The sequence below is a fragment of the Vibrio mytili genome, from assembly GCF_000830505.1.
Classification (GTDB): Bacteria; Pseudomonadota; Gammaproteobacteria; order Enterobacterales; family Vibrionaceae; genus Vibrio; species Vibrio mytili.
Genome location: NZ_JXOK01000024.1, coordinates 1 through 19,204 on the forward strand (window position 1 = coordinate 1; position 19,204 = coordinate 19,204).

Below are 19,204 nucleotides of genomic sequence, written 5' to 3' on the forward strand. Positions count from 1 at the left end.
AACTATAACCATAGACAGCCAAAATAGTTATCATTACTTCTATCAAAAGCCAAAGATAACCGTATGAAAAATAACATACAAATTATTTGGCAATAAATGAGTCAATGACCAACTTATATAGATATGCATGAGATAGATTTATTGTAACAATCTATAAGTTTAAATTTACGTCCTACTGAGACATGTCTCGATCTCGCTAGTGAGATTGACGTCATACAAATCCTTTGCACTGTATACTAATTATTTAATTACTTGAGTATTCTTTATCTTTCAGAGTTTTTATTAATTGTGTATTATCTTTCTTTCAGAGTTTTTTTATTAAAATAATTTTCGATACTTTAAGTTTACAGACCTTCACACCCTTTACTGAGGAGTGTTCTGTCGACCCAGGTACGATCATTCAGTCCTTTACTGATGGCCGCCATTTGTTTGACCTCTTTCTCCTGCTTTTCCAGAGTGCTGTCCAAAATCCACTTCGCATCATCGAGAGGAACAGCCAGTACACCATCTGAGTCACCAATCATGATGTCTCCAGGATGAATCACCATGCCATCAATACTGATTGGTACGTTGATCTCACCAGGGCCATCTTTAAACGGCCCACGATGCGTCACACCAACCGCAAATGTCGGCAGGTTCGTCTCGCGGAACGCGTCCAGATCACGAATAGCACCATTAAGGACAAATCCGACAACCCCTTTATTAATCGCGTGCGCCAGCATCAACTCACCCATTAATGCATTTGCGATGTCACCGCCACCATCGACCACTATAACGTCACCAGGCACCGCCATATCGATAGCTTTATGCAGCATCAGATTATCACCTGGACGAGTTTTAACCGTCACTGCTGAACCCAGCATTTGACCAGAAGTGTGCATCGGACGCATGGTCGGGCCCGCTGCAAACAAGCGATTCATTGAATCCGATACGTTGGCCACTGGCAGATCCTTGTATGCATCAAGCAACTCCTGTGACGCGGTGCGCTCTCTGGTGTTAATTTTAAAACCTAGACTCATTTGCTCTATTCTCCGCTGTTTACAAATTCTTGTGGTGATGCCATTAACTTTCGGTTAATAACGCGATAAGCCGGCAGTTTCTCTCCTGCGACAATGGTCTGAATGCCCTGAGCAGCACTTTCACTTACTCGGGTACTTCCTTCATTGGTAACACCCGCGATATGAGGGGTCACGATAATGTTCTTTTGCTGGAAAAACGGATGATCGTCAGCTGGTGGCTCGACCGCGAAAGTATCCAGTCCGGCACCGGCTAGGTGTTTGCTCTCGATTGCCGCAACCAATGCTTGCTCATCAATCAAACCACCACGGGCGGTATTGATGATAAAACTGCCAACTGGCATCTTAGCGATGGATTCCTGATTGATGATTTGATGAGTTTCGTCTGTCAGTGGTGAGTGCAGGCTCAGAATCTGGCTGTGTGAGAGTAATTCATTCACCGTCGCACAGCGCTGAACCGAAAATTGCTCAAACAACGCATCGTCGGCATACGGATCATAACCAAACAAATTCATGTTCAGTCCCTTGGCAATGCGCGCCGTTTCTTGAGCAATTGAACCCATACCCAGCAAACCAAGATTTTTATTCGCCACTTCATAGCCGGAAAACCCAGGTTTTTCCCATCGGCCACAACGTAGCCCATCATCTAGGGGAACTACCTGTTTGGTGACAGTCAGCATTAATGCAATGGTATGTTCAGCCACCGATACCGCGTTGGCGCCGGAAGCCACTACTACAGGAATGTTGCGCTCAGCTGCCGCCTTTATATCGATGTTATCCACCCCGACACCATGCTTTGCGATCACTTTCAGATAAGGCAATGCTGCATCAATGACTCGAGCAGTGATCTTGCCCATTCGCGAAATAATGCCCACAGGCTGATGCTGTTCAACCAGCGCCAGTAGCTCATCTTCCTGGCTATAAGGTGCAGTGTGCACCAAAGTAAAGCCTTGTTGTTGCAGGAGCTCGGTCGCTGAACTTGCTAAACCGGGTCCAGTGATAATGATGGTTTTTTGCATATTGTTATTGTCTTTTTCGTAGTGGTATCAGCAGAAAGTGAAGGCTTAAGTTAGTGACGTAAAGGTCATTTACCAGCCTTCAGCACCTCGAAAAGTAGACTACAAAACAAAAAACTATTATGGTAGCTAATAAAATTTAACATTTAGTAAAAGAAAGGTTTACATAGTGGACACAAGACAGCTAAAAACCTTGGTATCCATCTGGAAGCACGGCACTTTTGCCAAAGCCGCTGCTGACGTCTGCCTAACTCCAGCGGCAGTCGGTCAACAGATGTCCGCTCTAGAGCAAGAACTGAATATTTCATTGTTTGATCGCAGCAGTCGGCCACCAAAGCTGACCCCACAAGGGCAGCAAACCGTAGAGATGGCCAACCAGATCCTACGGCTGGAAGAAGACACAAAGTTGTCACTAAAAGGTGATTTGGCCTCTGGTACATTCGTTATTGGTGCAGTGCGTTCCAGTGCACTCAACCTACTCCCGGCGGCTATGGTCGAAATGAAAAAGGATTACCCGAGTCTGAAAACCAACCTGAAAGTTGGAGATTCTAGCTATCTGGTGTCAGAGGTGTCCTCAGGTCAACTTGACGCAGCGATCATTGCTGAACACGTTAACATTCCGTCCAACCTGAAATGGAGCCCGTTTATCAGTGAGCCCCTCTGGCTAATTTCAGCAGAGGACATGAGCGGTTTGACTTTAAAGGAGATCTTGAGTCAGCAACCTTTTATTCGCTTTAGTAACAATGTACCTTTAGCCAATTTGATCAATACTGAACTTTCGAGAATGGAAGTCATCACGCAGGACGTCGCAGAAGTGGACAATATCCAGTCCATTATTACCTGCGTTCAACACGGGCTTGGCGTTTCGGTTGTCCCTCAAATGTCGATCAACCCCACCCTGTCTGACTGTTTTAAAATCCCCTTTGGCAGTCCACAGATCCGACGTCAGCTCGGAATTGTCGAGCGACAATCAAGCCCTCGTAAAGCAGTGATTGAGAAACTACACGGTATTTTGGCGCAAAAAATTCACTCAACTTATCAACGTCTGAGCGAGATCAGTGCGGTCTGAATATACCGTTTTATAAGGGTGGATTCTAAAGTGTTTGAAATGATGTCACCGTAACATTCCGAATCATTGTTATCGTCATCAATACCTTGAGGTTATTTGGGTATATGTGGCATCCTCATTCATAATGTTTGAAAAGGATAAATGGAAGTAGGATATGGATACCAACTCGCCCAAACTCTCTTTACGTACCATTGAGCCGACGGATTACCCAGAGCTCGCGGAATTAATGGACTTGGTTTTTCCTGACGTGGGCGGCTCATGGCCACGCATCACAATTATGGATCTCATCCATCAGTTTCCTGACGGACAAATATGTATTGAAGATAATGGCAAGATTGTCGGTGCCGCACTGACAATGAAAGTCGATTATAACCGTATATCACTCCCCCACCTTTACACCGACATCATCACTGAAAATAACGTGATTCAAAATAAAGTTACGGGTGATGCCATGTACGGCTTGGATGTGTTTGTTCACCCAGATTATCGGGGGTTACGCTTAGGTCGTCGTCTTTATGATGCACGCAAAGAGTTATGTCGCAGTAAAAACTTCAAGGCAATATTAGCCGGTGGTCGTATACCTAATTATCACAAATACGCAGACGAATTGAGTGTTGCTGAATATATCGATAAGGTTAAACGCCGCGAACTTCACGACCCTATATTATCATTCCAACTGGCCAATGACTTCGATGTTAAACGTATCATGCGCGGTTATTTGCCAGAGGACGATGCGTCCATGGGCTACGCAACGCTGCTCGAATGGGATAACTTCTTCTATGAAGAAGACATTCAATCCATTCATGATGTCGAAAAAACACTGGTGCGTATTGGCGTCGTACAGTGGCAAATGCGTGCTATGAACGATTTGGAAGACTTACTGGACCAAGCGGAGTTCTTCATCTCATCTCTGGCAAATTACAAAGCCGATTTCGCCCTCTTCCCAGAGTTTTTCAATGCACCTCTGATGGGGCTGCAAAATGATCAAAACTCCGTAGAAGCAATACGTTTTCTTGCCAGCTTTAGCGAAGAAATAAAAAACCGCTTCTCGCAAATGGCGGTCACTTACAACATTAATATCATTGCTGGCAGTATGCCTGTCATAGAAGAAGACGGTAAACTTTATAACGTGGCTTATCTGCTGCAGCGCGATGGACAAATTAACGCCCAGTACAAAATCCACATCACCCCGCATGAACAAAAAGACTGGGTGATCGATGGTGGTGACGGCGTACAAGTATTCGAAACAGATGCAGGCCGAGTTGGTATCTTGATTTGCTACGACAGTGAGTTTCCGGAGCTGGGCAGAATGATGGCAGAACAAGACGCGCAAATCGTATTTGTACCATTCTGGACCGACACGAAAAACGGTTATCAACGGGTAAGAATTTGCTCTCAGTCTCGCGCTATCGAGAACGAATGTTATGTGGCAATTGGCGGCAGCGTTGGCAACTTACCTAGGGTGGACAACGTCGATATTCAGTATGCGCAATCCGCAGTGTTCTCTCCTTCAGATATTTATTTCCCGCATGATGCGACGTTGACAGAAGCAAGCGCGAATACGGAGATGATTATTTTTGCCGATGTCGACTTAACCAAACTCAAGCAACTGAACACCGAGGGATCGGTAACCAACTTACGTCATCGTCGACTCGACTTATACGGTGGATTTACTAAAGCAAAAGAACAGTAACAAACTAAGCCAGCTCCTACTATATAGTTCGGCTGGCAATAGTTTCTCTGTTATGTAACATTAACCCCAGCGCTCAGGGTGTGACTGTCTTGCTCACTATAAAGGAGTACCTTGAGTAGAATTAGATGTTAAGTTCGTAGCGCTGTGATTGCGGGGAAACTTTTGGAACAAATAAACGAGCTGCTCATATCCATGAAACCTCTACTTGAGCAGTATGGCTACCTTGCACTTGTTGTCAGCATTTTTCTCGAAGGTGTTGGCATTCCGATGCCTGGCCAATCATTAATGATCGCAGCATCCATTCTCTCATCCGAACAAGTGATGAACCTCAGCATGGTCATGGCCGTGTCTTGGCTGAGCTGCTTTCTCGGCAATACCTGTGGTTACTTAATCGGCTATTACTTTGAGGGCTGGCTCGATAAGAAAGGCTATATTTCTGGCCCCAAAATGCAGAAGCTTCAAACCACCATCCAAAAATACGGTCCCGCCTGTTTGGTGGTCAGTCGTTTTATCGAAGGAATGAAACAATTTATGCCGTTGGCCTGTGGGATAGCCAAAATGCCAAGAAAAGAATTCTTGCTTGGCAATGCACTCGCCGCGACAGTTTGGGTTATGGCATTTAGCTTACTTGCACACTTTACTTTTGAACACATTAACTCACTTAGCCATCTGTATACTCAGTATAAGTACTTCATCTGGGTACTCGCTGCCGCTTTATTTGTATGGATGTTACTTGGGATTATCAAGCGAAAAAAAACCAAATCGGCTAAATAATTACGTGCAATATAAAAGTCAGCAGTATCAAAAAGATAAATCTCTAGCACGTTGTTACATTGTTTTTGGTTAAAAACAAACAGCCATTTAGACGTCTAGACGTTGACAACTCTTAAATGTGAGATTAGTCTTGCCCCCTTTCCTATTTCTAACGTCGTATTTTTCATGTCCGGTTCCCAGCATCACACTCACGCAGTGACACCTTCTGGTGTGGCACTGATTCCTCTGATTGTCTTTCTTGCTTTATTTATTGGCGTAGGGACATATTTGTCTCTGCAAGGTGTTGAGTTTGCCTTCTATCAATTGCCTGCTCCAATCGCCGTTTTGCCAGCGATCATCCTCGCCTTTTTATTGAGCAAAGATAAGTTAAACCGTTCAATAGAGCATTTTATAAGTGGCGTTGGACATCCAGATATCATTGCGATGTGCTTGATATATCTGTTGGCTGGGGCATTTGCAGCGGTTGCAAAAGCGTCAGGGGGCGTCGATGCGACAGTGAACCTTGGTTTATCTGCAATCCCAACCAGCATGATCTTGCCGGGTATTTTCTTAATATCGGCATTTATAGCAACCGCGATGGGCACGTCAATGGGCACCATTGCAGCCGTCGCGCCAGTGGCATTAGGCATTGCAGAATCCGCAGGAATGAGCCTTCCTCTTACCGCAGGTGTCGTACTGAGCGGTGCTATGTTTGGAGATAACCTATCAATTATCTCTGATACCACAATCGCAGCCACACGCTCTCAAGGCTGCGAAATGAAGGATAAGTTCAAAGAAAACATTCGTATTGCACTGCCTGCAGCACTGATCGCAATAACTATTTTTGCTTACTACAGCACGACGACTCAAGTACCAGAAACGGACAATATTGAATGGCTTAAAGTGCTTCCGTACCTGACTATCCTATCCTTAGCCGTCACGGGTATAAACGTATTTGCGGTACTGACGATAGGTATCTTATTCGCCGGCGGCGTCGGCCTTGCTTCAATCGACAACTACGGTCTGACGAACTTGGCGCAAGACGTTTACACGGGTTTTGGTAACATGCAGGAAATCTTTCTCCTGTCGATGTTAATCGGTGGTTTAAGTGAGTTAATGCGACGCCAAGGTGGTCTAGCTTTCTTGACTAATGTGGTCAGTCGTATGATCCATAGTTTTAGCTCCAAGCACGCTACCTATGCCAATAGTCGCGCAAGTGAGCTCGGCATTGCTGGGTTGGTTTCTCTCGTTAATGGCTGTACCGCAAATAACACGGTTGCGATTATTGTGTCGGGCAGTGTAGCGCGCCAATTGGCTGAAGAAAACGACATCTCACCGCGTCGCTCAGCCAGTCTATTGGATATCTTCTCTTGCGTCATTCAAGGCGTATTGCCTTACGGTGCACAAGTGCTGTTACTCGGTTCAGTATTCAATTTGTCGCCACTTGATGTGGTCAGTAATTCTTACTACTGTTTTGCGCTCGCGGCGGCGGCCATTGTGGCGGTATTCATAAAACACCCTGCGCGCCAGACCGCGCATCAACAAAACCGACAAACAGAAAGTTAACTATCCTTTCCTTACAAGTAAGGCCAGCTTTCAAGGCTGGCCTTACTGGTTCTAAACGCAGAGTCTACGTGATGAGTTAAGCGTTAAGTGCTTGCTCGAGATCCGCAATAATATCATCGATATGTTCAATACCTACCGATAAACGAATCATTTCAGGAGACACCCCTGCTTGTTTTTGTTCGGCTTCACTTAATTGGCGATGAGTCGTCGATGCTGGATGACAAGCCAATGATTTAGCATCACCAATATTCACCAGACGCTTGAAGATCTTCAAAGCATCATAGAAGCTGACGCCTGCCTCATAGCCACCTTTCAGACCAAACGATAGAATTGCCGAAGGTTTGCCCTTCATGTATTTGTTGGCCAATTCATGATGCTCCGATTCCGGTAACCCGGCATAACTTACCCAACTAACTTTGTCATGCTGGTTGAGATATTCCGCTACTTTCAATGCATTTTCTGTATGACGCTCCATACGCAATGATAAAGTTTCTAAACCTTGCATAAGCATAAAGGCATTCATTGGCGATAACGCGGCGCCAGTATTGCGTAATGGAACGGTTCGCGCTCGACCAATAAACGCAGCATCACCGAAAGCTTCGGTATACACAACGCCGTGATATGAAGGCTCAGGTTGGTTCAAAACCGGAAAGCGCTTACTGTGCAAAGCCCAAGGGAACTTACCTGAATCGACGATGATGCCGCCTAAGGTAGTACCATGCCCGCCAACGTATTTCGTCAACGAGTGCACGACAATATCCGCGCCAAATTCAATCGGTTTACATAAAACAGGCGTTGCCACCGTGTTGTCCACGATAACGGGTACACCTTGTGCGTGAGCAAGTTCAGCGATGCGTTCTAAATCAACGATATTACCTGCTGGGTTACCGATACTCTCACAATACACCGCTTTTGTGTTTTCATCGATCAGCTCAGCGAGGCTTTCTGGTTTATCATCCTTAGCGAACTTCACTTGAATGCCTTGATTTGGCAACATATGAGCAAACAAAGTGTACGTACCACCGTATAACTGTGGCGTAGAAACAATATTGTCGCCGGCCTGTGCCAACGTCAAAATCGCATAGTTGATAGCAGCACTCCCCGCACTCACCACCAAACCTGCAATGCCGCCTTCTAGAGCCGCCATACGCTTTTCCAATACGTCATTTGTCGGGTTCATGATACGCGTGTAAATATTCCCCGGCACTTCTAGGTTAAACAGATCAGCACCGTGTTGAGCGTTATCAAACTCATAAGCAACAGTTTGGTAAATCGGTGTCGCCACTGATTTGGTAGTAGGATCCGTTTCATAGCCAAAGTGGATCGATAGCGTTTCGTCTTTCATTTTCATCCTTGCACGTACTTTCTATGGAATCATCTCCCCATGATGCCTACTTTTCAAACAAAGAACCTCGCGATTGGTCACAGTGCGTATCTTCCCCCTGTTTCTGTTTTAGGAATGAGTCATTATTTTTAGAAACAATACTGAGGCTGCTCGAGCTCACTTGTTTGAATAACCAATGGCGGAATTTTTCTGTTGAGTCGCTCTGTGTATTCATAATCAAATAATAACCTGCATTAGCTGGGATAGGGTTGAATGGAGAAACTAACCGATGTGTCAGAAGCTCATCTTCTATTAGAGCCATCCTCGCCATAGCAATTCCTACTCCCGCTTCGGCAGCGGACATGGCCATATCGGTACGGTTAAAAAAGTGTCCGACGTCCGTTTTAAAATCTAGCCCCATGGACGATGCCCAATAAAGCCACTCATAATCACGTGGCGCTTTTTCCCATGGCATAGCATCGTGCAATAACGTCGCTTGTTTCCAAAGCTCGCGAGCGTTCGCGGATTCAGAAAGGGTCTCCCCTGCTGCTAACCATTGATGATCATCTAAGTATTTATGGCTCATCACTGGCAACAATTGCTCATCCAGTAATAGTTCAGCATTCTTGTTTCGGTATGGGTGTAGTCCGTAATCAATCGCGAGATCGTAATCTTTTAAATCGCTATTTACTAATGCGCCTTCAGCAAAAATTTGCACCTGAATATCAGGACTTTCATGATGAAAGCTTTCTAGCTTGGGCACTAACCATTTGAAAGCAAACGACGGTGTTAACTTGAGTTTTATCTCACTATTGTTCTTATCCACTTTTAACTCGTCGAGCAACTTTTCCAATTCAGAAAAGTGGAACTGGGCCGCTTGGTGCAACTGGATCCCCTTAGTGGTTAAACGAATACCACGAGAATGGCGTTCAAAAAGAGTAAAACCTAATAACTCTTCCAATTGAATAATTTGCTGGCTTATCGCCCCCGTAGTGAGATGTAAAAACTTAGCAGCACTGGTAAAACTGCCATGTTGAGCAACTTGGCAGAATAACGCGATTCCACTCATCACATGATTTCTCATCTTCAAGCCTTTAGTTTTTCTATAACCTAAATGTAATTTATATCGATTGTTAACATGAGGTAAAGAAAAGAAACTGAGCGCGTTAACAATATATGGAGCACAAGAATGGAAGTCATCGTATTAGGCAGTGGTGTGATTGGATTAACATCAGCTTGGTATTTGTCACAAGCGGGTTATCAAGTCACTGTGATTGACCGTCAACCAAACAGCGCAATGGAAACCAGTTTTGCCAATGCTGGTCAAATTTCTTATGGCTACTCTTCTCCATGGGCTGCACCAGGGATCCCACTCAAAGCCATCAAATGGCTAATGGAGGAGCATGCACCGCTGAAAATCCAACCGACTCTGAGCTCAGAGATGATCAGTTGGGCTTCAAAAATGTTGGGGAACTGCACGGTACCACGTTATCAAGTCAATAAATCCCGCATGTTATCCATCGCAAACCACAGTCGAGCGTGTTTAAAACAACTGCGCGAAGAACATTCGATTGAATACCAAGGTCGCCAACTCGGCACCTTACAAGTGTTCCGTACATCGCAACAGCTGAAAGCCATAGAAAAAGACATCAAGCTTTTAGAGGAAAGTGGAACACGATTTGAACTCATGGATGCAGAACAATGCATTACACAAGAGCCAGGTCTGGCATTGGTGAAAGAGAAAATCGTGGGTGGATTACATCTACCCGATGACGAAACAGGTGATTGCTTTCAGTTCTGTCAACAGCTTACAGAGCTTGCAAAGGCTCACGGTGTTAGGTTCGAGTTTAATACCGAAGTGAGCAATTGGGTTACAGTAGGCAAAAAGATCACTGGTGTCCAAACCAACCGCGGTTTATTCAAAGCTGATCAGTTTGTTCTCGCATCTGGGAGCCACTCTACCGCCTTACTCAAACAGCTCGGCATTGATATTCCCGTATATCCAGTTAAAGGCTATTCACTTACCGTCCCAATTGAAAACGAGCAATATGCGCCGCGCTCTACAGTGATGGATGAAACCTATAAAGTGGCGATGACGCGCTTTGACGACAGAATCCGCGTCGCAGGCACTGCTGAACTAGCAGGGTTTGATGGTTCGATTCCACAAAAGAGAAAGAACACCATCGAGATGGTTATTCGAGACTTATTCCCACGCTGTGGCGATTTTAGTCAGGCGGAATTCTGGACTGGGTTTAGACCAATGACCCCCGATGGCACTCCTATCATTGGTGCAACTCCCTACAGCAATCTATTCACCAACACTGGACATGGGACATTAGGTTGGACCATGGCATGCGGTTCGGGCCAGATTCTTGCATCATTAATGAATGGAGAAAAAATAAGTCTAATGACGGACTCTGAGCTGAATTTATGTCGCTATGCATAACACAAAAGTGGGCAAGCGCCCCAAAATAGTTCACTGAACCTAATTTTGGGGCATAGACAATATATCTTGTCGTTCTATGCCCTTTGAATAGCAACAATAATATGCTGACTAGTTATTCATCAAGCTATAGATTTGACTAGTATTTGTTCAATATGCAACAGGAAACAAACTTTTACATCTCAGCTTTAATATGTGTCCAACATCACGATATGAAGGATTATTTGTCACAAAAGTTAACAATTACATTACAAAAAAAGGTAATGTGTCACCGCAAAAGTAACCGTAAACACAACTAACAGGGAAAAACTCATGCAGTCATTAGTTGATTTTATGAATGGAATCATTTGGAGCCCAGTGCTGATCTATCTATGCCTTGGCGCTGGCTTGTTCTATTCCATCATGACTCGTTTCGTACAAATTCGTCACTTCTTCGAAATGTGGCGATTATTGTTATCAGGAAAAAGCTCAACAAAAGGGATTTCGTCGTTTCAGGCGCTCGCGGTCTCTCTATCCGGCCGTGTAGGTACAGGTAACATCGCAGGTGTTGCTGCTGCTATCGGTTTTGGTGGCCCAGGAGCTGTATTCTGGATGTGGGTCGTTGCATTCTTTGGAGCTGCTACTGCGTACGCAGAATCAACGCTTGCACAAATTTATAAAGAAGAAGATGAAGGCGAATTCCGTGGCGGTCCTGCTTACTACATTGAAAAAGCAATGGGACAGAAATGGTATGCTTGGATCTTCGCTATTGCGACTATCTTTGCGTGTGGTGTGTTGCTTCCAGGCGTTCAATCAAACAGCATTGGTAACGCAGTAGAAGCCGCTTTTGGTTCTGGCGACATGATTGAAACGGCTGTCGGTACTATCAGTTTCGCAAAAATTTTCACAGGTACCGTGGTTTGTGTCATCCTTGCTTTCATCATTTTTGGTGGTGTAAAACGCATCGCTAACTTTACACAAATTGTTGTGCCATTCATGGCGTTGGCATACATCGTGACCGCTTTCGTTATCATTTTACTTAATATCGGCGAAGTTCCACGCATCTTTGCTATGATCATTGGTGATGCATTCACACCAATGGCAGGTATTGGTGCAGCGATCGGTTGGGGTGTAAAACGTGGTGTTTACTCTAACGAAGCTGGTCAAGGTACTGGCCCTCACGCAGCGGCAGCAGCAAGTGTTGACCACCCTGCTCAGCAAGGTCTAGTCCAGTCATTCTCGATTTACATCGATACACTGCTTGTTTGTTCAGCAACAGCGTTCATGATTCTTATCACGGGTGCTTACAACGTACACGGTGCAGTAGAAGGCGCATTCCTAGTACAAAACCTACCTGCAGATATTGGTGCAAACGGTCCTGTCTTCACTCAGATGGCGATTGAAAGTGCTCTTCCAGGCGTTGGCAAACCGTTCATCGCGATTGCGCTATTCTTCTTCGCATTCACCACGATTCTGGCGTACTACTACATTGCAGAAACAAACATTGCTTACATTCGCCGTACGTTTAAAGTAAATGGTCTGATGTTTGTTCTCAAGCTGGTGATTCTATCCTCCGTGTTCTACGGTACGGTAAAAACCGCAAACCTTGCATGGGCGATGGGTGACGTGGGTGTAGGCTTAATGGCTTGGTTAAATATTGTCGGCATTCTGATCATCTTCTTTATGTCTAAGCCTGCGCTTAAAGCATTGAGCGATTATGAAAGACAGCAGAAAGAAGGCGTGACGGAGTATACATTCAACCCAGTTGCACTAGGTATTAAAGGCGCAGATTACTGGGAAGGTAAATACAAACGTAAGACAGGTAAATCAGCTCATACTGCCGCAATTGAAACAACAAAAACAGCAGAAGAAGCTTCGCTTTAATAGATAAAATAAATATTGCATTACACAACAATATTGCATTACGCAGTAAAAGGGCCAGCAACTATGCTGGCCCTTATTTATTTGCATGTTCAACCCTAAATAAGGTTGAACCGTATAAGATATTATCACTTAAACGGTGCCTAGCACTTAAGCGGTAGCTAGCACTTGCTCTTTACGTGCAATCTTAGCGCGACCAACAGGTAACACTGTACGGCCAAACTCGTTGTTTAATACTTGTGCCATGGCGAAGTAGATAGCACTTGCACCACAGAAGATACCTTCAAAACCTGCGATAGTGCCAATAGCTTCGTTGCCGGTGAAATCACGCGCCGCCAACAGGAAGAACAGAATCGTCAACGAACCGAATACCACTTGTTTTGCCGTTGGGTAGCAAAGTGAACCGATAAACATAAAGCCAGTAAAGATACCCCATAGCGCTAGGTACCAACCCATAAATGAGGCCGGGCTTGCTGACAGACCCATTTTAGGCATTACGATCAAACCGACTAAAGTCAGCCAGAACAAACCATAAGAAGTGAAAGCAGTTGTACCAAACGTATCACCACGTTTAAAGCACATAATGCCAACGATTACTTGGCTAAGGCCACCGTAAAAGATGCCCATCGCTAGAATCATGGAGTCCATTGGGAAAAACCCTGCATTATGAATATTCAGCAGAATCGTGGTCATACCGAAACCCATTAGACCTAGCGGTGCAGGGTTAGCCAGTTTTGTTGACATTTTATTAATACCTATAAAAAAGTTGATAAAAAGTGCGGGCAAATTCTAGTGGACGATGTCACAAAAGAGAAAATACGTTAGTGAAAACTTAGATTCCATAAATAAAAGGCTCTGTGAAAACAGAGCCTTTGGAAAAAGAAGGGGTTTATCGTTCCTATTGGCAGGAGATTTCGTCCCAAAACCAATTACTTTGTCTTGGTGTTTCCCATGCTCCTGGAGCATTCTTTGCGACAAAACACTTGCTTGATAAATGACTTTATCGCCATTTGCTACTTGAGTAATACCAGGCTCCCATACAATGAAATCCTCACTTACTGGTACTTCAGGCTCCGTAATTGGCGCTTCAGGATCGGTAATCGGTGTTTCTGGCTCAGTGATTGGTTCTTCAGGCTCAGTTACCGGAATTTCTGGCTCAGTGACGGGCTCTTCAGGCTCTGTTGTTGGTGTTTCAGAAACCAGCTTCCAAGGGTCACCTTTTGCTGGATCGTTCCCTTGTGACCACCACTTCGCTTCATAAATCGCGCCTAGATAAGAAACTTGATCACCACCTGTATAGACTTTGCTCGCCTCCCAAGCAGCGACGCCGCTAACAGGTGGGTTAACAGGATCAACAGGCTCTAATTGTTCGACAACTCGAACTTCTGGCCAACCCGCATGAGATTGATAGAAATTAGTGACACACTTTTCGTAGTCCCCTTCAACTAATGCTGAATAGGCCGTTTGGAATCCGACTAATTCACATTCAAAAGAATGCCCTCCTGGACGGTCAGAGTAATACTTCCAGTTACCATCCCAGTTGGTATAAAGAACGTCTGTCGCACCATTTAGGTTTAAGCTACCATAAGGCGTTTGCTGCCAACAGGTATTCTCTTCATCAGCTTCAATTGGGATCTGATAGTGCTCTGCAAGCCCTTCCCAATATCGAATACGATTAACAGGCTGGCCTTTATCTTTATTCTGCTCTCCACATTCGATCCCCCCATTAATCACATTAATCGTGGTTCCGAAACCGTAACCAATCCCTGCATCTAGCTCTCGCTGTGATGGAACCCAAGTCCGGTCTATCACATGTAGCATTGCTGGTTTTGGAGCCTGCGGCGTTAAGAAAAACCAAATCGCCGATGCAAGGTTTAACCAAGAATCGGCAACCAGACCTGGATTCTTGAGCAATACGGTTGCATCACCATCAAACATTACTTCAGAGAAAGCACCATAATTAAAGTGATAAGAAAGTTGTTTCGCACCTCGGCCAAAATACCCTTGACCAGGTTCGCACGGCCAACGTTTATTTTGCCAGTCATTTTGTCCACAGCCAGTCGTATAACCCGCCTGCCCTTCCGACCATCCCATTTCGCGTACGTGAACCAGTGCTTGTTGCCATTCTTCCAGCCCTAAGGGATTATCAGATACATTATCAACCGAAATGTGTCCGCCAGTTTCCTGGGCGAAATGCGCAAACGCTGTCACTATGGATTTCTTACAGATTGCGTCAGAATCACGCCCATCGGTATATTCCCCACAAAATGCCGGGAACTTACCGATCGCTCGGAGAAAGCGCGTATATGTATATTCTGGTGCCGCCATCTGGGTCAGGAAATCCCATTCGCTTTGAGGAAAGACGCGCTCGACACGCTGGACGTTCTCAGGGTTACTGTTTGAGCCAGGCAGGATGGCTTCAACGACCGTATTCGAGCGAGTTTCCAATGCTTTCGCCCAAATGGCATACATTGGATCAGCGGTTTTGCTCTGTTCGGTGGCTTGGATATCGCCACGAGCAATGACATAACCTGTGGGATTTTGTGGGTCTGGCTGAATGTTCATATCAGACCAAGCTGATGGTGCCGCAGTTAGCATAGCTAGTGCAGTAATATAGCTACTTCTTTTCATCTTTTAAGTCCTTTCGTTAAAAGTAACAAAAGGGTAGATAAAGGAAGATTAAGATTCACGATCACTAAGGTTAATGACGGTCAACTTGCGAGTGAGGGTAAAATTGCTAAGCCGATTAAAACTCGTTTGTTGCACTAAAGTAGTTAATTGCTTCAAAAAACGCTTCGCAAACTCAGTATACCAAAGTAGAAATCACATTGAGCCTAGCGAAACCAAGGAAAAAAAACCAGCCCGAAGGCTGGTTCTTGAAAACTCAACAGTCTATAGGAAAATCATTCCCACTCGAAGATCAATAAGAAGAAAATATATCTACATAACAGCTAGTTAGAAAGCTAGCTTTTCTCGATACCATCATCTATACCATGCGCAGATTTTTTTTGATTTTTTGCGTCTCGTCGACGTTTTAGTTCGGCTTTGGCCCAAGCAGAGGATTCTGCCATATCACGACGCAAAGCATCCGTTTCTTGCAAAGTTAACGAGCATAGGAAAAGGTCACGTTCAATATATGAAGTATTCAATGTGCCAGAGCTAAAGCTTCCATACCTAGAGCCTAAGATTGATTTTCCCATTGCTCTTGCTCCTACAACAAACTATAACGACTCTCATGAAAACTCATCCAACTTAGGCCAATGCAACAAAATTGCCCCCTAATAAATAACAAGACTTAACAGTGAATACATACCTAACGCTAACCTTAATTTATTCGGAATATTATATATTTAACCAGTACAATGCTCTACTGGTTGTAAATCTATTCGCTAACCAGATTTACAGCCCTCTCTAACTCGTAGCAACTTCCACTTTGATCAAGAACCTTAATAATATCAAAAAAATCATCAGAAACTCTAAGCTGGTTAATCTTCGGTTTTTTAGGGTTCTTATAAGGTGATATAACCTTCTTTTTAATCAATTGCTTTAGAATAATACCATTAGCATGTTTTTCAATATACTCTTTTTTTTGCTCCTTGAATGTTCCACCATTATCGAAAAGTCTGAATATTTTTATAATATCACTTCGGATACTATTTTCTTTTTTATTATGATTGTCATCACTAGACTTTAAAATTTCTTTAATTCCTGACAAATCACATTTAACAAATAACTTTTCGTGTATTTTTGGAATTCTAACTCCGTTTCTAGGCTCTAAATATTTGAAAGTACTATTAGAGAAACTTGTTTCTTCGTTAACTTTACACTCCCAAAAAAACGGGTAGTTTTCAAACCAGACATTTGTCATACTTCTCCCTCTAAAGTCAAATATTAGTTTATCACTTTCCTTTCCGAAGAGGTTTATTATAGATAAGTAATCAAAAGACCTACCGAAAATACTATCTAATAGATTGGTATTTTCTTCTGGCGTAGAAGATCCATTTTTCTTATAAGCACAAGATAGTAAAATACAAGTTAAGCTAGATATTATCTTCCTATATTTAAAGTTATCAGCATCCTTTATTTTACATATGTACCCATCTATAAGCTCAATAATAAACAATTCTAATTCATCGTTAAAATTCACTCTAGATGCTATTCTATCCGTAAAACTAGCATTGTATTTAATATGCTCACAAATAAGGTTTTCAATATCTTCACTAGCTTCTTTTTCTGTTTTATTTATCAAAAAAGAACAAATAAATAGATTAACAAAAAAATCCTCAAAGAAATCGTACTTAAATGATGATAACTTTGCTTCGTGATCATAGCTGATAAAAGGATGACCTTTAAACAAAGTTACCACCTCTTCGATGTCACTATCCTCTATACTCTGAAAAATACTGTTTATATTTGAGTCATGAACATAGCCGTTATACTGTACCGCCATTTTCATGAAAATAGAAATTTGATTATCAATTGAAGTATTATTAAGCTTCTCTATTTCTCGGTTACATATTCGACCTACAAAGTAATCATCTGTAAGTTCTACATTTAATAAGTTGGAATCGATATCATCTTTACTTACATACCCTAAATCACGGCTCTGTTTTACAACATCCATTATTACATCGAGTATGTAGGGAATAAAAACGTGTTCACCATCAGTTTTATCAGGACTAAACTTAAATTCATTAGCATATTGGACACATTTTTTAAATTCTCTAGAATTTGAAGAATACTCTTTTTCGAATAACTTTTTAGCCAAAAATTCAGTGAATGGATTCAATTCTATTTTACTTATTGCATATTCTTCATCTGTATTAGCATCCCAAAAATAATCTCTACAAGTTAATACTATTTTAGTTTTAGCGCTACCTATTATGTAGTTTTCAAAAATACTAGAAATAAATTTCTTCACATCAAATTTATTATTTAGCTTCGCAATTACCTCATCTATACCATCAACAACTATTAATAAACTACCATTATCTAGAGATAATTCTAAAAGGTCTTTGTTAAATTTATTTTCAATATTATAAAGACTTGCATATGCATCATAAAAATTAAATAGATTGTCTATATTACCTTTTAAAGATATCTCATCAATTATCTTCTTAGAGTCAATGAAAAGTATCTTATACCCATCTTCTTTCTTCATATTTGATGAATATATTTCATCTAAGAAATATTTAACCAAGGTGGTTTTACCTACTCCACCATACCCTTTAACAACCATTAGAGGACTGGAGCTTCTCGAAAACCACTCGTTTAGCATTACTAATGCATTTTTATCATCGGAGTTTTTAGTAAATGGCTCAATGAAGTTTTTAACCTGCTTTTGTTTTCTAAATTTACCATCATGAAATATATCCTCATCTAACAAATCCTTATATAGGTAATTTAATGCAAATTGCCCTAGAGAATAAACACCATTAGCAGAAAACTTTGATTTTATTCCTGTCACATCTTTGCTTAAACCATCATCAATTAATATGTATTTCTTAGAATTACTAGATATTATATTATTCTCCAGTAAATAGTCTCTAGTTCTAACTTGATTAGAATCCCTAAATAAATATATAAAATCAATATCATCAGTAAATTCAGACTTTAAATTATATACTTCAAAAAGTATCTTTTCTTTCCATATTTTCTTTTTAGCATGTCCACTTTCTTTAAATATCCCATTCTTTTTAAGAAAGAGTTTTACAGTTTTACCTATACTTTTACCTATATTTATTTCGCTTAGTAATGATGGAGTGTTCTCTTCATGCCTTCTTGTTAATTCTATTATTTCTACTGGCGAAGCATTTGCTACCTGAGGTTCATTATTAGCTTTAAGCTCTCGAATAAAAACGTTTCCTTTTTTTTCCATACGAGACTTATCTTGTAAATCTTTCTTTAAAACCATAAGAGACATAACTGGTTTTATGTGGAAATATAGTATATTTTTCCCTTTATATTCTTCTTGTATAATTTCGTAATAACTTGGGGTTTCTTTTTCAAATGTAAAGAATTGCGCTAATTTTTCATCTACTTTAATTTTAAACTCTTCGATAGAACTAAAACCAAAACGTTTCAAGTCTACATCGACGACTCTTTTATCTCCTGATTCACTTTCATTAATGCCAATAAGAAGATATTTGTCACTAGATATGTGTGATGACGAGCAATTAACTAGAGCAGAAAAATCCTTGAGAAACTCACCCCACTCCTTAATGTCAGGCTTTTTATCAAGCCAATACCATTCCATTTTAAATTCGAGGTAAAGTTTTTCGTCGAGATTTATAAGTTGTTCAATCAATGCTTTCATTTCAGTTCCATTGCGCGCCTACCGACATTAAGTGAGTTATTTCATATTAACCAGCTACATTTTTATGTGACTTGTGTCAAGTTAAAGTAAATTTATATGAACAATATCTCTTTTTGCAACCGAAATCTTATTTATTAAGAATTAACAG

At 42.2% G+C, this 19,204-nt stretch carries 12 protein-coding genes and 2 pseudogenes; 6 read left to right on the top strand and 8 right to left on the bottom strand.

Features of this window, described 5'->3' with window-relative positions:
- Positions 1-344: 344 nt before the first annotated feature.
- Positions 345-1,019 carry an RraA family protein gene (locus SU60_RS07870; RefSeq protein ID WP_041155033.1) on the bottom strand — a complete coding sequence of 225 codons (675 nt, stop codon included), beginning with the start codon at positions 1,017-1,019 and terminating at the stop codon, positions 345-347.
- Between the two features lie 5 nt (positions 1,020-1,024).
- Positions 1,025-2,035: a hydroxyacid dehydrogenase gene (locus SU60_RS07875; protein ID WP_041155034.1), complete on the bottom strand. Its 1,011-nt coding sequence runs from the start codon at positions 2,033-2,035 to the stop codon at positions 1,025-1,027.
- A 166-nt stretch (positions 2,036-2,201) separates the two neighbouring features.
- On the opposite strand from SU60_RS07875, the gene SU60_RS07880 reads away from it, so the two are divergent.
- The 4 genes from SU60_RS07880 (at position 2,202) to SU60_RS07895 (ending at position 7,113) form a co-directional block, all read left to right on the top strand.
- On the top strand, positions 2,202-3,101 hold the full coding sequence (locus SU60_RS07880; protein ID WP_052481511.1) for a LysR substrate-binding domain-containing protein: 900 nt from the start codon (positions 2,202-2,204) through the stop codon (positions 3,099-3,101).
- Between the two features lie 154 nt (positions 3,102-3,255).
- Positions 3,256-4,794, top strand: a complete 1,539-nt coding sequence (locus SU60_RS07885) for a bifunctional GNAT family N-acetyltransferase/carbon-nitrogen hydrolase family protein (protein ID WP_041155035.1) — start codon at positions 3,256-3,258, stop codon at positions 4,792-4,794.
- A gap of 186 nt (positions 4,795-4,980) precedes the next feature.
- Positions 4,981-5,568: a DedA family protein gene (locus SU60_RS07890; protein ID WP_041155089.1), complete on the top strand. Its 588-nt coding sequence runs from the start codon at positions 4,981-4,983 to the stop codon at positions 5,566-5,568.
- A 165-nt stretch (positions 5,569-5,733) separates the two neighbouring features.
- The gene (locus SU60_RS07895) at positions 5,734-7,113 is read left to right on the top strand and encodes a Na+/H+ antiporter NhaC family protein (protein ID WP_041155036.1); all 1,380 of its coding nucleotides are present in this window, start codon (positions 5,734-5,736) and stop codon (positions 7,111-7,113) included.
- Between the two features lie 76 nt (positions 7,114-7,189).
- Here SU60_RS07895 and SU60_RS07900 read toward each other — a convergent pair whose 3' ends face one another.
- Together SU60_RS07900 and SU60_RS07905 are read right to left on the bottom strand one after the other, a co-directional pair.
- Positions 7,190-8,458: an O-acetylhomoserine aminocarboxypropyltransferase/cysteine synthase family protein gene (locus SU60_RS07900; RefSeq protein ID WP_041155037.1), complete on the bottom strand. Its 1,269-nt coding sequence runs from the start codon at positions 8,456-8,458 to the stop codon at positions 7,190-7,192.
- A gap of 151 nt (positions 8,459-8,609) precedes the next feature.
- Positions 8,610-9,521, bottom strand: a pseudogene (locus SU60_RS07905) (LysR family transcriptional regulator); the annotation flags it as partial.
- 105 nt (positions 9,522-9,626) lie between these two features.
- Between SU60_RS07905 and SU60_RS07910 the strand changes: the two are divergent.
- Both SU60_RS07910 and SU60_RS07915 read left to right on the top strand, forming a co-directional pair.
- Positions 9,627-10,883 (top strand): D-amino acid dehydrogenase, encoded by a 1,257-nt coding sequence (locus tag SU60_RS07910; RefSeq protein WP_041155038.1) that lies wholly within the window; start codon positions 9,627-9,629, stop codon positions 10,881-10,883.
- A gap of 309 nt (positions 10,884-11,192) precedes the next feature.
- A complete protein-coding gene (locus SU60_RS07915; protein ID WP_041155039.1) occupies positions 11,193-12,743 on the top strand; it encodes an alanine/glycine:cation symporter family protein in 1,551 nt (516 codons plus the stop codon).
- Positions 12,744-12,890: 147 nt separating this feature from the next.
- On the opposite strand, the gene SU60_RS07920 is transcribed toward SU60_RS07915, so the two are convergent.
- From SU60_RS07920 to SU60_RS07935, 4 genes and pseudogenes are all read right to left on the bottom strand, one after another.
- Positions 12,891-13,484 carry an acetate uptake transporter gene (locus SU60_RS07920; protein ID WP_041155040.1) on the bottom strand — a complete coding sequence of 198 codons (594 nt, stop codon included), beginning with the start codon at positions 13,482-13,484 and terminating at the stop codon, positions 12,891-12,893.
- Positions 13,485-13,638: 154 nt separating this feature from the next.
- Positions 13,639-15,371: pseudogene (locus SU60_RS07925) on the bottom strand (chitinase).
- A 332-nt stretch (positions 15,372-15,703) separates the two neighbouring features.
- Positions 15,704-15,940 (bottom strand): hypothetical protein, encoded by a 237-nt coding sequence (locus SU60_RS07930; protein WP_041155041.1) that lies wholly within the window; start codon positions 15,938-15,940, stop codon positions 15,704-15,706.
- A 182-nt stretch (positions 15,941-16,122) separates the two neighbouring features.
- A complete protein-coding gene (locus tag SU60_RS07935; RefSeq protein WP_041155042.1) occupies positions 16,123-19,056 on the bottom strand; it encodes an AlbA family DNA-binding domain-containing protein in 2,934 nt (977 codons plus the stop codon).
- Between the last annotated feature and the right edge of the window lie 148 nt (positions 19,057-19,204).